Here is a 14,380-nt window from a genome sequence, read left to right as displayed (position 1 = left end):
CCATGGCCTGGTTCCGGAAGCCGAAGCAGAAGTTGCAGGCCGCGGAGCGCCGCGAGCTGCCCACGGACGTCTTCCAGAAGTGTCCGAACTGCGCGGAGATCCTTTACCGTGCGCGGCTCGAGCAGAACCTTTACGTCTGTCCGGCGTGTGCGCATCACCTGCAGATCACGGCGGAGGATTACATACGCCTGCTGGTCGACGACGGTCAATTCACGGAGCTGGAAGCCGGGCTGCGCAGTGCGGATCCCCTGCATTTCCGCGACCTGAAGGCGTATCCGCAGCGCCTCGAAGCGGCGGAGCGCAAGACGGGACACGGCGAGGCGGTGCTGACCGGAGAGGGGCTGCTGGAGGGGATCCCGGTTTGCCTGGCCGTAATGGACTTCGAGTTCATTGGCGGCAGCATGGGGTCGGTGGTCGGGGAGAAGATCGCGCGGCTGGGACGTCGCGCGCTCGAGACGCACCAGCCACTCGTGATTGTGAGCGCGTCTGGCGGCGCCCGGATGATGGAGGGGATCCTGTCACTAATGCAGATGGCCAAGACCGCCGCCGTGCTGGCGCAACTGCACGAGGCGGGTGTACCCCATGTCTCCATCCTGACCAATCCCACGACGGGCGGGGTCACTGCGTCCTACGGCATGCTGGGAGACGTGCACCTGGCGGAGCCGGGCGCGCTGATCGGCTTTGCCGGGCCGCGCGTCATCGAGCAGACCATCAAGCAGGAGCTGCCGGAAGGCTTCCAGCGCGCGGAGTTCCTGCTCGAGCACGGCATGGTGGACCGGATCGTGGACCGGCGGGAGCTGAAATCCACGCTGGCGCGGCTGCTCCGGCACATGCTGGGTCTGCCGCCGGCTGCGGAGGCGGGCACGAACGGGGAAGGCGTGGCCATAGCGGAGGCGGGGTCGGGCGCGGTGCGGCGGCGGGGGAAGGGGTCGGCCGGTCGATCCCCCCCGCGCGGCCGGCGCGGGCGGCGTGGGGCGGGCGGCGAGGGGGCGGGGGGCGATGAGGGCGGCGCCCGCGGCCGGAGGGGCGAGGCGGAGGGGCCCACCGGTTGACGCTGCTATCTTACCAGCAGCTCATCCGCGAGCTGTTCCCCCGGCTGACCGGCGGCATCCAGTGGGGGCTCGAGCGCACCCACCACCTGATGGCCGCCGTCGGCAACCCGCACCGTGCGTACCGCGTGCTGCACGTGGGCGGCACGAACGGCAAGGGCTCGGTGGCCGCAACGCTGGCTGCCGTGCTGCAGCGAGCCGGAGTTCGCACGGGCCTCTACACGTCCCCCCACCTGTGCGCCTTCCGGGAGCGGGTGCAGGTCCAGGGTGCGCCACTCGACGCGGCCGCGCTGGTTGCCGCGGCCGAGCGGCTGTGGCCCTCGATCCAGCAGGAGCGTGCCTCCTTCTTCGAGGCCACCACCGCCATCGCGTTCCTGGCGCTGGCCGAGGCCGGCGTCGAGACCGCGGTCATCGAGGTGGGGCTGGGCGGACGCCTCGACTCGACCAATGTGGTGGCACCCGAAGTTGTTGCCCTGACCAACGTGGCGCTCGATCACGCGCAATACCTGGGGCCGACGATCGAGGCAGTGGCGCGGGAGAAGGCGGGGATCATCAAGGCCGGCGTCCCCGCGGTCACAACCGAAGCGGACCCGGCGCTGCGGGAAGTGTTCCGCCGGCGGGCGGACGAAGTCGGTGCGTCGCTGCACGTGCTCGAGGCCCAGGAGGCGGCGGATGTGCGCTTCGGCCGCGATGGCACGCGCTTCCGCCTGGCGACCGGCGCCTGGGGCTCGCTCGAGCTGCACACGCCGCTGATCGGGAAGCACCAGGCGACGAACGCCGCACTCGCCGTCCGTACCCTGGAGCAGCTCCCGGAGGCGTGGCGCCCCGATCGCTGCGCGCTGCTGGACGGCGTGCGTCAGGTTCACTGGCCGGGGCGGCTCCAGATCGAGCGGATCGGCGGGCTGGACTGGGTCTTCGACGTCGCCCACAACCCGGCGGGCATGGCGGCAACGGTCAGCGCGCTCGAGCAGCTCGTCGAGCAACTGGTAGTGGCGCGGCCGCTGGTGGCGCTGGTCGGGATCCTGGGCGACAAGGACTGGCACGGTATGCTTCGGCCGCTGGCCGGGCTGGCCGACCGCCTGATCCTGACCATCCCGCCGACCGCGCCGGCCGAACGGCTGTGGGAGCCGGAGCGGGTGCGGCGCGAGCTGGAGCTGCCAAGGGCCGAGGTGGTGCGGGAGTTTGGCGCGGCGCTAGAGCGGGTAGCAATCTTGGCGCTGGGGGGCGGGCGCCCAGGCGGGGCGGCGGGGACCGTGCTGGTGACGGGGTCGTCTCACACCGTGGGGGACGCGATGGCCGCGCTGGGACGCGCTCCGTGGGGCGCCGATCCGGGCTTGCCGGGCTGCGCGAGCCCGGTCTAGATTCGCGGCCATGCCGGTGTTCAGGAGCTTGCCGGGGTTCCGGGATTTCTATCCGGAAGAGTTTGCGGCGCGGGCGCACATGGTGGGGGCGTGGCGGGAGGCGTCCCGGCGCTACGGCTTCGAGGAGTATGACGGCCCGCCGCTCGAGCCGCTCGAGCTGTACATCGAGAAGAGCGGGGAAGAGATCGTCCGGCAGCTTTACAACTTCCAGGACAAGGGCAGCCGCGCCGTCGCCCTGCGCCCCGAGATGACGCCGACGTTGGCGCGCATGGTGGGGGCGCGGGCGCGCGCCTTGCGCAAGCCGATCCGCTGGTTCTCGGTGCCGCAGCTCTTTCGCTACGAGCGGGCGCAGCGGGGGCGGCTACGCGAGCACTTCCAGTGGAACGTGGATGTGGTGGGCGAGGAGGGGGTCCAGGCGGATGCGGAGGTGCTGGCTGTGGCGCTGGACGCCTTGCGCGTGCTGGGGCTCACGCAGGAGGACGTGGTCGCGCGGGTCAGTGACCGCCGGCTGCTCGAGCGGCTGCTGCTGCACGCCGGCGTGCCCGCGGACCAGCTAGCGGCGACGTACGCGATCCTGGACCGGCTGGGGCGCGAGGAGGAGGGGCGGATCCGGGAACAACTGCAGACGGAAGCGGGGCTGGACCGGGGCGCGGTGAGCGAGATCTTCGGGATCTTCGCGCACTCCAGCTTTCGGGCACTGGCCGCGGCGTACGCGGGCGTGAAAGGCGTCGCGGCGCAGATTGACGAGCTGGCCACCTACTTCGGTGCGCTGGATGAGATGGGGCTGGGCGACTACGTGGCCTTCGATCCCCGCATTGTCCGCGGCCTCGCCTATTACACAGGTGTTGTCTTCGAGATCTTCGACCGGCGGGGCGAGCTGCGCGCGGTTTGTGGCGGCGGCCGCTATGACCAGTTGCTGCGCGCGGTGAGCGACGCGGACCTCCCCGCCCTGGGCTTCGGCATGGGCGACGTCGTGCTGGGCGAGATGCTGGCGAAACGGGGGTTGCTCCCCTCGTACGCGCCACGCGTCGAGTACTACCTCGTCGCGGTGAGCGATGGCGAGCGGCCTCTGCTCTTGCGACTGGCGCACCGGCTGCGCGATGCCGGCCACACGGTCGCCTACATGCTGCGGCCGGCCGGGGTGGCGCGGCAGTTCAAGGATGCGGATGCGCGCGGCGCGATCCGCGTGGTCGTCCTCGGCCCCGCGGAGGCCGCCCAGGGAGTAGCGCTGGTGCGGGAGATGGCTACCGGCGCAGAGCGTCGAGTCCCAATGGAAGAACTGGTGGAGGGGCAGGATCATGGGGGATGAGAAGGGGCTGACTGCGCGGGCGGAGGACTTCAGCGCCTGGTACAACGAGGTGGTGCTGCGCGCCGAGCTGGCGGATTACTCGCCGGTGCGGGGCAGCATGGTGATCCGGCCTTACGGCTACGCGATCTGGGAAAACATGCAGCGTGCGCTGGATGAGATGTTCAAGGCCACGGGCCACCAGAACGCATACTTCCCGCTGCTGATCCCACAAAGCTTCCTCGAGAGGGAGAAAGCGCACATCGCGGGGTTCGCCCCCGAGGTAGCGGTGGTCACGCACGCGGGTGGGAAGGAGCTCGAGGAGCCGCTGGTCATCCGGCCCACCTCGGAAACGATCATCTACGCCATGTTCGCCAAGTGGGTGCAGAGCTATCGCGACCTGCCACTGCTCATCAACCAGTGGGCGAACGTGGTGCGCTGGGAGATGCGCACGCGGCTGTTCCTCCGGACCGCCGAGTTCCTGTGGCAGGAGGGGCATACGGCGCACGTGACGGAAACGGAGGCCGAGGAAGAGGCGCGCCAGATGCTGGGCGTCTACCGCGACTTCATGGATGGCTGGATGGCCATGCCGCCCGTGCTGGGCGAGAAGACGGAGACGGAGCGCTTCGCCGGCGCGCTGCGCACCTACTCGTGTGAAGCCATGATGCAGGACAACCGGGCGCTGCAGGCGGGGACGTCGCACAACCTGGGGCAGAACTTCGCCCGGCAATTCGACTTCAAGTTCCAGAGCGAGGCGGGCACGGAGGAGTACGCGTGGAACACGTCGTGGGGCGTCTCGACCCGGCTGGTGGGCGGGCTGGTCATGACCCACGGCGATGATGCCGGGATTGTCGTCCCGCCCCGGCTGGCGCCGATCCAGGTGGTAGTTGTGCCCATCGTGCGCGCCGAGGAGGAGCGGCCGGCGGTGCGGGAGAAGGCGCAACGCGTGGCCAACATGCTCAAGGGGCAGAGCGTGCGCGTGCACGTGGACGGCCGGGAGACAGTGACGGCGGGCGCGAAGTTCTACGAGTGGGAGCGGAAGGGGGTGCCCTTGCGTATCGAGATCGGGCCGCGCGAGGTGGCGCAGCAGCAGCTCGTGCTGGTGTCGCGCGTGCCGATCGGCGAACGGCCGCGCAAGCAAACGATCGACGAGGCGGTGGCGCTCTTCACCATTCCGGAGCGACTCGAGGATCTGCAGCGCTCGATGCTGGAGGCGGCCCGGCGGCGGCGGGAGGAGAACTCGTATCGCGACGTGCAGAGCTATGACCGCATGCGCGAGATCCTGGAGGGGCCGGGCGGCTTCGTGTACGCGGGGTGGTGTGGCTCGGCCGGGTGCGACGAGCGGGTGAAGGAGGAGACCAAGGCGACGATCCGGGTGCTGCCCTTCCAGGAGTTCCGCAGCCGGCCGGCGCCGGAGCGGTGCCTGGTGTGCGGCGAGCGGGCGCGGGACGAGGCGCTCTGGGCGCGGGCCTACTGAGGCTGCCGGTGGCGGCGGCGTTCCACTACCGGGGCGGGAAGCTGCACTGCGAGGACGTGCCGGTGGAGGACGCAGTCGCGGCGCAGGGCACGCCGCTCTACGTCTACAGCCGCGCGGCGATCCTGGAGCGGTACCGCGAGTTCGACCAGGCCTTCGCCCCGCTCGACCGCCTGATTGCCTTCTCCGTCCAGGCCAACGGCAATCTTTCCATCCTGCGGCTGCTGGCTGAGCATGGCGCGGGCGCCGACATCGTGAGCGGCGGCGAGCTGTACCGCGCGCAGCAAGCGGGCATCCCGGCAAATCGCACGGTCTTCAGCGGCGTGGGCAAGACGGTTGCCGAGATGGCCGCGGCGCTCGAGGCGGGCGTCTACGGCTTCAACGTGGAGAGCGAGGGCGAGCTGCGTAGCCTGGCCGATCTCGCCTCGGCTGCAGGGAAGAAGGCGCCCATCGCGCTGCGGGTCAATCCGGACATCGAGTCGCCTACGCCACACCACTACACCCGCACCGGGCACCTGGCCACCAAGTTCGGGATCCCGAGCGAGGAGGCGCTGCGGCTCTACGGGCTCGCCCTCGAGCTGCCGGGGCTCGAGGTGCGCGGCATCGACGCCCATATCGGCAGCCAGATCCTGGACGGGGAGCCCTACCAGCGGGCGGTGCTGCACCTGCTCGAGCTGGTCGACGAGCTGCGCTCGCGCGGCGTCGAGCTCGAGTACCTGGACGTGGGCGGCGGCTTTGGCGTCGCCTACGACGAAGGGCGGGGGCCGGGCGCGGCCGATTTCGCGGGGCGCATTGTTCCCCACGTCGCGGCCAGCCGCCTCAAGCTGGTAGTCGAGCCCGGCCGCTACATTGTGGGACCCGCCGGCATCCTGCTCACGCGGGTGCTGTACCTCAAGGAGATGGGCGGCAAGACGTTCGTGGTGACGGACGCCGGGATGAACGACCTCCTGCGGCCCAGCCATTACGCCAGCTACCACGGCGTCGAGCCGGTCGAGCGGCACGGCGGGCGGCAGGAAGCGCCGGTAGATGTGGTGGGCCCGATCTGCGAGAGCGGGGACTTCCTGGCGCTGGACCGCCGCCTCGAGCGCCCCGTGGAGGGCGAGCTCCTGGCCATCCGCACCACTGGCGCCTACGGCTTCTCCATGGCCTCGACGTACAACGCGCGGCCGCGGCCGGCGGAGGTGCTGGTGGAGGGCGGGTCGTTCCGGCTGATCCGTCGGCGGGAGACGTACGAGGACCTGGTTAGGGGCGAGCTGGAATTGCTGGAGTAAGGCGCGTACCCGTACCCGTACCCGTACCCGATGAGGCCGTCGAATGCGAATGAGACGCAGAACGCACGGAAGTAACGTGTCGCCCTCTGAGCTTCCCTTCCGAGCGCGAGGCCGGGGTACGGATCGGGTACGGGACGGGTACGGGCTCGGGTACGAAGGGATAAGCGGTGCAGAATAGAATTCTGATTCTGGATTACGGGTCGCAGTACACGCAGCTCATCGCGCGGCGGATCCGCGAGGCGCGGGTCTACTGCGAGATCCATCCGCCCACGGCGTCGCTGGCGTGGATCAGCGAGTGGCAGCCGCGCGGGATCGTGCTCTCGGGTGGGCCCGCGTCCGTGTACGAGGAGGCCGTGCCGACGGCGGATCCGGGGCTGCTCCGGCTGGGGGTCCCGCTGCTCGGCATCTGCTACGGCATGCAGCTCGTGGCGCACCTCGAGGCGGGACGTGTGGTCGCGGGGCGGCGGGAGTACGGCCGCGCGGAGATCGCGGTTGCGGAGCCGGATGCGCTGTTCGAGGGGTTCCAGCCCGGGGAGCGCGTGGCCGTCTGGATGAGCCACGGCGACCACGTGAACGAGCCGCCGCCCGGCTACCGCACGCTGGCAGGGACACCGGCCCTGCCGGTAGCGGCGTTCCGGGCCGTGGACCGCCCCATCTTCGGGCTGCAGTTCCACCCGGAGGTGGCCCACACGCCGCGAGGCGAGGAGCTGCTGGGCAATTTCCTCTTCCGCATCTGCGGCTGCCAGCCGACCTGGACTGCCGGCTCCTTCATTGACCAGGCCGTCGCACGCGTGCGCGAGCAGGTGGGTGGGGAGGAGGTGATCTGCGGACTCTCCGGCGGCGTCGATTCCTCGGTCGCGGCCGCCCTGGTGCACCGCGCGATCGGCGACCGGCTCACGTGCATCTTCGTGGATACGGGCCTGCTGCGGAAAGGGGAGCGCGAGGCCGTCGAGCGCACGTTCGGCCAGCACCTCGCGATGCGGCTGGTGGTGGTCGACGCCGCGGCCGAGTTCCTCGAGCGGCTGCGCGGCCTCGCAGATCCGGAGGCGAAGCGGCGGGCGGTGGGCGAAGCGTTCATCCGCGTGTTCGAGCGAGCGGCCCGCGAGCAGGGGCGGGCCGCGCCGTTCCTGGTGCAGGGGACGCTCTACCCGGACGTGATCGAGTCCCGTTCCGTGCGCGGCCCGTCCGCGACCATCAAGACCCACCACAACGTGGGCGGGCTGCCGCCAGACATGGCGTTCACGGTGGTCGAGCCGCTGCGCGAGTTGTTCAAGGATGAAGTGCGGCAGGTCGGCCGGGAGCTGGGGCTACCGGAGGAGCTGGTGGGCCGCCACCCCTTCCCCGGGCCGGGACTGGCCGTGCGCGTGCTGGGCGAGGTGGTGGAGGAGCGGCTGGCCATCCTGCGTGCGGCCGACGCCATCTACCTCGAGGAGATCCGAGCTGCCGAGCTGTACGACGACATCTGGCAGGCTTTCGCCGTGCTCCTGCCCGTCCGCAGCGTGGGCGTCATGGGCGACCTGCGCACCTACGAGCATGTGGTAGCCCTGCGCGCCGTCACCAGTCGCGACGGCATGACGGCCGACTGGTTCCCCTTCCCCCACGAAGTCCTGGGCCGCATTGCCAACCGCATCATCAACGAGGTCGCGGGCGTGAACCGCGTCTGCTACGACGTCAGCTCGAAGCCGCCGGCCACGATCGAGTGGGAGTAGTGTTGGATATGCTGGCTGGTGGCTAGGCCGCGTTGCGCTGGTCCGGGTCGATGATCTCCGCGCCCTCGGCGGTCAACCTGCACAGGTAGATGCCCGCGTAGTTCTCGTCAATGGCTGCCAGCCGATTCTCCGGCGTGGCTGCGTAACGACCCTCGCACCGGTCGCAGCGGATGGTGCGGTTGTCGCCCGTGCCTACCAGACGCCAGTTGCCCGTGCAGTCGTCGGTGGCGTGTTCGAGCACGACCATCAGGTCCTCCCGACTCCGGGGCGCAAGCTGCGCCCACGGCCACGGGAGTGCAAGCTCCACGCCAATGACCTGCGGGCCGGGGATCGGGGGGAAGCCGCCGCCGGGCAGACGATTCACCGGCACCAGGCGGCAGCGGGCGTACAGTGAACCACCAGCACCGCGCGAGGCGCGGACCGGAGCTGGCTGCCGCCGGCGGCGAAGGCCAGGGCGGACACCTCGAGTTGCGCGTTGTTGGGCAGGCTGTCGGGTACCCCGGTCGTGAAGCCAACGGTCGTGTCCCGGACAGTGGCGAAGTGGAGCGCGGCGGAGTCGATGGTGAAGGGAGTGGGTCCGAACCGCCGCAGCACGTAGCCGGCGCCGCTGAGCTCGCCGCTCTCCTCGGCGGCGCGGACCAGAATCGCCAGGCTCTGCCCCGCAACAACCGTCTGATTGGCGCGAGGGGAGATGAGCTCGGCGCTCAGGCGCGCCACCTGCCGGGGGGCCAGTGGCTCGCTGCGCTGCCGGTCAGTACAGGCTGCGGCCAACCACGGGATCCCTGCCAGCAACGTTATCGCCAGCCGAGCGCCGCGGGCCCGAAGTCGAATCGTGGTTGTCATCCCCAGCCAGCCCCGGCGTCAGTCGAGGGGAGCTTCTGTCCCTGCCCTCAGGGGGAGACGCGCTTCAACTCTGCGCAGTATCCGAGTACGTGCGGGCGAGCTTGGCCTCGATACTGTCCCAGACCTCGGCCATGCTACGCACGTCGCGGCCGTGCGCCTGGACAAATTCTATCAGCCGCTCGGGCGTCGTGCCATGGCGGGCCAGCACTTCTTGCTTGCGCGCCTCGAACTCCTCTGCCGTCGACGCCTCGCGCTCGGCACGCCGCAACTCGACGTAGATGGCCACGAACTCCTCACTGCTGAGCGCCCTGCCGCCCTTTTCTCGGTCCGGCTCGGTTACGCCGCAGCCCAGCGCCAGCAGTGCCGCAGCGCCGCACAGACGACGGGCGAAGGGTCTCACGCTGCGTGATCCTCCGCGGCCAGCGCGGCGCCCTTTCGAGCTGCGCGGTGGAGCAAGTACACCAGCGCGGCAAACACGGCGCTGCCGATCAGCGTGCCGCCGGCCACGCCCATCCATTGGTGGCCGAGTACCCAGCGGTCGGGAAGCGTGGGGTCGAAGACCCCGGCCACATAGATGGCGCCGGCGATCACGACGCCCAGCAACGCGGCCCCCGCCACCAGGCCGCTCGAGAACAGGATGCCCGCCTCGCGCTGCTCGGCCCGCTCCGCTTGCGGCGCGGTGCGCTCGACAAAGGCGCGTAGCACCCCGCCGATGATGATGGGCGTGGTCAGTGCGACCGGGAGGTAGAGGCCTACGGCAAAGGCCAGGGAGGGCAGCCGCAGCCCGAACTCGACCACGGCGGCGAGCCCCATGCCCACGAAGACAAAGGCCCAGGGGAGGTCGCGCGCCAGCACCCCGTCGATGACCAGGCTCATGAGCGTGGCCTGCGGCGCCGGCAGTCCGCCCTCCGTGCCGATCCCGTACGAGCGGTGCAGCAGCAGCAGGACGGACCCCATGACCAGCGCGCTGGTGAGCACGCCGATGATCTCGCCCACCTGCTGCTTCCAGGGTGTCGCGCCCAGCAGGAACCCGGCCTTGAGGTCCTGAGAGGTGTCGCCAGCAATTGCCGCGGCGATGGCGACGACCGCGCCCACAGAGAGCGCGGCCAGACGGGCATCGGGGCGCTCGTCCCAGCCGAGTCCCACGAAGATGAGCGAGATCAGGAGCAGTGTGGCAATGGTCATCCCCGAGATAGGGTTGGACGTCGAGCCCACCAGCCCGACAATGCGGGACGAGACGGTGACGAAGAAGAAGGTGAACAGCACGAGCAGCGCGGCTGTCAACAGGTTCACCGGAATACCGGGCCAGAGCCAGATGGCGAGGGCAGCGGCCGCGGAGCCGCCCACGATCCAGCCGTAGCCAATGTCCCGATCGGTGCGGGGCGTTTCTGCGGCGGCCGCGCCACCGGTCAGGTGGGTCAGACCCAGGCGGAACGACTGCCAGATGGTGGGTAGCCCCTTGAGCAGTGTGACCAGGCCGCCGAACGCGACGCCGCCCGCGCCCACGTAACGCACGTAGCGGTGCCAGATCTCGCCCGGCTCCATGTCCGAGACAGGGATGGTGCCGGGAAAGACGACGCGCCCGCCGCCCCACACGTTGATCAGCGGGATGAGGATTAGCCAGGCGAGGGCGCCGCCGCCGAACATGATGGCGGCAATGCGCGGGCCGATGATGAAGCCGACGCCCAGCAATTCCGGGGTGAACGAGCCCGCGATCTCGGCCTTGGCCGGGAGCCGCACACTGGGCTCGTCCGGCCAGAGGCTGAGGCCCCGGCCATTGGCCATGAGCTGATAGGCCGCGCCGACGCCCAGGCCGCCGAACACCAGACGCCCGCGCTGCCCGCCCGCCTCGCCTGCCACCTGGACCTCCGCCGTGGCCAGCCCCTCAGGGTAGGGGAGCGCGCCGTGCTCACCCTTGATGAGGAAGCGCCGCAGCGGGATCATGAAGAGCACGCCCAGCAGCCCGCCGATAATGGCCAGCACGCTGATCTCGATCAGGTCGGGCTCGAGACCCCAGATGAAGATGGCCGGGATGGTGAAGATCACGCCGGCGGCGAGCGATTCGCCCGCCGAGCCGACCGTCTGGACAATGTTGGTCTCGAGCACCGTCCCCGTGCGGAACGCACGGAAGAGCACAATGGCCATGACGGCTGCGGGTATGGAAGCGCTGACCGTGATTCCCACGCGCAGCCCCAGATACGCGTTGGCAGCGCCGAAGACAATGCCGATGACGATGCCCAGTAGCACGGCTTTCCACGAGAATTCACCGATGGATTCGGCCGGATCGATGTACGGCCGGTAGGCTTCGCCAGGAACGGCTTCGTACGCCTCGAGGGGCAGCCCGGTGCTGCGGCGGGTCGGGGAGGGCGCGGTTTCACTCACGGTCTCGCTCCGGCAGAGGTAAAGCAGGCCGCGGAAGCGGCGACAACCGTACCGGCCCACTCCAGGACTGTCAAGCGGACCAGGTTGCGGGTGGAAACGCGCGCCGCGTATCTTCTGCGGCATTTCACGGTCCGGTTTCTCCCATCCCGAAGCTTGCTACCATGCGTCACCGCTGCGAAGCCGCGCCCACGTTCCTGCTTGCCGGGCTCCTGCTGTGTCCTGTCCAGGCCTACCGTCAAGCGGCTGCCGGCGTGCCGGTTCCGGCGTCGCCCGCCGCTGCGGCCTCGTACCTGGCGCCCCGCTGGCCGCCGCCCGTGCCCTCGCCCGCCCAGGTGCTGGGCTACGAGCTGGGCGAGCGGTTCACGGATCACGCCGGGGTCGTGCGCTACATGGAGGCGCTGGCCGCGGCGTCGCCCCGCGTGTCCGTTCGGCGCTACGGCGAGACCGCCGAGGGGCGGCCGCTGCTCCAGGTGGTGGTCGCGCGGGAGGACCACCTGGCGCGGCTCGACGAGCTGGTGGCGCGCAACCGCGAGCTGACGGACCCGGCCACCACCGAGGCGCGGGCGCGGGCGATGGCGGCCTCCGCGCCCGGCGTCGTCTACTTCAGCTACGGCGTCCACGGCAACGAGAGCTCCTCGAGCGAGGCGGCGCTCTGGACGGCCTGGGACCTGGCCCGCGGCGCGGACGAGGTCGCGGGCGTGCTCGACTCGCTGGTGGTGGTGCTGGACCCGGCCGTGAATCCGGACGGCCGCGACCGCTACGTGCACTGGTACGGGCAGGCGAAGGGCGCGGCGCCGAACGCGAACCCCGAGTCGCGGGAGCACTGGGAGCCATGGCCGGGCGGGCGCTTCAACCACTACCTCTTCGACTTGAACCGGGACTGGGCCTGGGCGACGCAGCCGGAAACGCGGGCGCGGCTGGCCACCTGGGAGTACTGGTCGGCGCAGGTGCATGTGGATTTCCACGAGATGAGCTACACTTCGAGCTACTTCTTCTTCCCGGCGACGCCGCCCATCAACCCGCTGTACCCGGATCACATCCTCACCTGGGGCCGGCGCTTCGGCGAGGCGAATGCGACGGCGTTCGACCGCCACGGTTGGGCGTACTACACGGGCGAGGGCTTTGACCTCTTCTATCCCGGGTACGGCGACAGTTGGCCCAGCCTGGTGGGCGCGATCGGCATGACGTACGAGCAGGCGGGGCACTCGCGGGCGGGTCTCGCGGTGAAGCGGCCGGACGGGCAGGTGCTGACGCTGCGCGATCGCGCGGAGCACCACCGTACCGCCGGTGAGGCGACGCTGCGCGCCGCGGCCGCGCGGAAGACCGAGCTGCTGCTGGACTTTGCCCGCTTCCATCGCGGAGTGGACACGGGGCTGCCGGACATCCTGCTGGTGCCGGGCGGGGATGCGGCGCGCGTCGAGGCGCTGGTGGCGCTGCTGCACGATCAGGGCATCCGGGTAGAGCGCGCGGGCCGCGCCTTCCGCACGGGCGCGCAGCCGCACGCCGGCTTTGCCCCCAGGCGCGAGTTCCCTGCCGGGACCTACCACGTGCCCGCGCGCCAGCCGCGGGGCCGGCTGGCCATCACCCTGCTCCAGCCGGAAACCGTGCTGGATGCGACGTTCTCCTATGACGTGAGCGCCTGGTCGCTGCCCTATGCCTATGGCGTCGAGGCGCATCAGGCGGAGCGGGTGCCGGAGGCGGGGTGGGCGCTCGCCAAGCCGGTTGCCGCGACGGTTGCCGATCCCCAGAGATCTCCCGCGGAGGCGGCCGCGGGCGCGGCGCCGCGCGGCGCAGATTCCCAGCCCGAGCCCAGCGCAGCGGCGCCCGAGCCCCGGACCACAGCGGGCGGTGGTGGGGTCGCGGCGCGCCAGGAGCGCACCACTGCGGCGGCTGGTGGGGTCGTGGCGCGCCAGGAGCCCTACGGGTATTTGCTCCCGCCCGGCTTCGCCTCCTGGCCGGGAGTGGTCCGCTACCTCGAGGCGGGTGGGCGTGCTGTCGTGCTCGACGAGGGCTTCGCGCTGGACGGCCGGCGCTGGCCGGCGGGCACGATCTTCCTGCCGCGGCTGGGTGTTCAGGAGTTCAGTCAGAAGGTGCAGGCCAGCGGGCTGGCAGAGCGTGGGCAGGCGGTGCGCAGCGGGCTCACGGCGGAGGGTCATGACCTGGGCACTGAAGAGGCCTATGCGCTCGAGCTGCCGCGCGTCGCCGTGCTGACCAGCCGTGGCGTGTCACCGACATCGTTTGGCGCTCACTGGTTCTTCCTGGAACGCACACTGGGGCTGGAGTTCGATGCCGTCCCCAGCGAGAGCCTGGGCGGTGTCCGGCTTAAGGACTACGATGTCCTGGTCATCCCCGACCTCGCCGGCCCAGCGGAGGAGGCGTTGCCAAAGGCGCGGCTGGATCAGCTCAAGCAATGGGTCGAGGCGGGCGGCACGCTGGTGGCGCTGGCCGACGCCGCCCGGGCCGTGGCCGAGCCGTTGGCCGAGATGAAGCTGCGGCGCGAGGAGGAGAAGAAGGAGGAGGAGAAGAAGGAGGAGGAAAAAGAAAAGGATCTGCGGCGCGCGCTGCGCGGGCGGGAGGCCCGCGAGCTGGAGCGCTGGGAGGAGCAGGTACCCGGGACCGTGCTCCCGGTGACGCTGGATCCGGCCCACCCGCTGGCCTTCGGCGCGGGCGCGGACGGCAGTCCCGACCGGCTCTACGTGCTGCACCGCGGGGCCATGGCGTTCGAGCCGGCCGAGGCCTTCGAGAGCGTCGGCTACTTCGGCGAGAAGCTCGAGCGCGTGAGCGGCGTGATCAGCAAGAAGAACCTCGAGCGGCTGTCGCAGGCGTCATGGCTGGCGCTGAAGTCGGTGGGCCGCGGCCGCGTCATCCTCTTCGCCGATGACCCGCTGTTCCGCCACTTCTGGTACTCCGGGTTCCAGCCCTACACCAACGCGCTGCTGGTGGGGCCGAAGCTCTAGTGTGCCGAGTTAGAGGTACCGATGGGCACTGTCATCCCGACCGTGCGAG

General features: G+C 70.5%; 11 protein-coding genes. 7 read left to right on the top strand and 4 right to left on the bottom strand.

The features are described from left to right. Positions 1-2: 2 nt before the first annotated feature. From HY703_10140 to guaA, 6 genes are all read left to right on the top strand, one after another. Positions 3-1,052, top strand: coding sequence for an acetyl-CoA carboxylase carboxyltransferase subunit beta (locus tag HY703_10140; GenBank protein MBI4545545.1), 1,050 nt, complete (start codon positions 3-5; stop codon positions 1,050-1,052). Further along, complete coding sequence (locus HY703_10135) at positions 1,049-2,410, top strand: bifunctional folylpolyglutamate synthase/dihydrofolate synthase (GenBank protein ID MBI4545544.1); 1,362 nt, start codon at positions 1,049-1,051, stop codon at positions 2,408-2,410. The genes HY703_10140 and HY703_10135 overlap by 4 nt, the downstream gene beginning before the upstream one ends. 10 nt (positions 2,411-2,420) lie before the next feature. Further along, entirely contained in the window at positions 2,421-3,719 is a 1,299-nt protein-coding gene (locus tag HY703_10130) for a histidine--tRNA ligase (GenBank protein ID MBI4545543.1), read from the top strand. Then, complete coding sequence (locus tag HY703_10125) at positions 3,709-5,172, top strand: proline--tRNA ligase (protein ID MBI4545542.1); 1,464 nt, start codon at positions 3,709-3,711, stop codon at positions 5,170-5,172. The genes HY703_10130 and HY703_10125 overlap by 11 nt, the downstream gene beginning before the upstream one ends. Before the next feature lie 8 nt (positions 5,173-5,180). Next, positions 5,181-6,440: a diaminopimelate decarboxylase gene (gene lysA, locus HY703_10120; GenBank protein MBI4545541.1), complete on the top strand. Its 1,260-nt coding sequence runs from the start codon at positions 5,181-5,183 to the stop codon at positions 6,438-6,440. Between the two features lie 167 nt (positions 6,441-6,607). Continuing rightward, positions 6,608-8,149 (top strand): glutamine-hydrolyzing GMP synthase, encoded by a 1,542-nt coding sequence (guaA, locus tag HY703_10115; protein MBI4545540.1) that lies wholly within the window; start codon positions 6,608-6,610, stop codon positions 8,147-8,149. Between the two features lie 22 nt (positions 8,150-8,171). Here the strand turns inward: guaA and HY703_10110 are convergent, their stop codons facing one another. The 4 genes from HY703_10110 to HY703_10095 form a co-directional block, all read right to left on the bottom strand. Then, entirely contained in the window at positions 8,172-8,513 is a 342-nt protein-coding gene (locus HY703_10110; GenBank protein MBI4545539.1) for a hypothetical protein, read from the bottom strand. Continuing rightward, positions 8,510-8,992 carry a hypothetical protein gene (locus tag HY703_10105; protein ID MBI4545538.1) on the bottom strand — a complete coding sequence of 161 codons (483 nt, stop codon included), beginning with the start codon at positions 8,990-8,992 and terminating at the stop codon, positions 8,510-8,512. The genes HY703_10110 and HY703_10105 overlap by 4 nt, the downstream gene beginning before the upstream one ends. A 64-nt stretch (positions 8,993-9,056) precedes the next feature. Next, positions 9,057-9,392: a hypothetical protein gene (locus tag HY703_10100; protein ID MBI4545537.1), complete on the bottom strand. Its 336-nt coding sequence runs from the start codon at positions 9,390-9,392 to the stop codon at positions 9,057-9,059. Next, positions 9,389-11,497, bottom strand: coding sequence for an oligopeptide transporter, OPT family (locus HY703_10095; protein MBI4545536.1), 2,109 nt, complete (start codon positions 11,495-11,497; stop codon positions 9,389-9,391). Before HY703_10095 ends, HY703_10100 begins: the two co-directional genes overlap by 4 nt. A gap of 38 nt (positions 11,498-11,535) precedes the next feature. Between HY703_10095 and HY703_10090 the strand changes: the two genes are divergently transcribed. Next, on the top strand, positions 11,536-14,331 hold the full coding sequence (locus tag HY703_10090) for a hypothetical protein (protein MBI4545535.1): 2,796 nt from the start codon (positions 11,536-11,538) through the stop codon (positions 14,329-14,331). Positions 14,332-14,380: the final 49 nt, after the last annotated feature.

The organism is Gemmatimonadota bacterium, assembly GCA_016209965.1.
Classification (GTDB): Bacteria; Gemmatimonadota; Gemmatimonadetes; order Longimicrobiales; family RSA9; genus JACQVE01.
This window is presented reverse-complemented; position numbering and strand designations above follow the sequence as displayed.

Excerpts from the sequence above, each read along its gene's own strand:
- HY703_10095 (MBI4545536.1), bottom strand. The coding sequence starts at position 11,497 with ATGCCGCAGAAGATACGCGGCGCGCGTTTCCACCCGCAACCTGGTCCG.
- HY703_10090 (MBI4545535.1), top strand. The coding sequence starts at position 11,536 with ATGCGTCACCGCTGCGAAGCCGCGCCCACGTTCCTGCTTGCCGGGCTC.
- HY703_10105 (MBI4545538.1), bottom strand. The coding sequence starts at position 8,992 with ATGACAACCACGATTCGACTTCGGGCCCGCGGCGCTCGGCTGGCGATA.
- HY703_10140 (MBI4545545.1), top strand. The coding sequence starts at position 3 with ATGGCCTGGTTCCGGAAGCCGAAGCAGAAGTTGCAGGCCGCGGAGCGC.
- HY703_10130 (MBI4545543.1), top strand. The coding sequence starts at position 2,421 with ATGCCGGTGTTCAGGAGCTTGCCGGGGTTCCGGGATTTCTATCCGGAA.
- HY703_10125 (MBI4545542.1), top strand. The coding sequence starts at position 3,709 with ATGGGGGATGAGAAGGGGCTGACTGCGCGGGCGGAGGACTTCAGCGCC.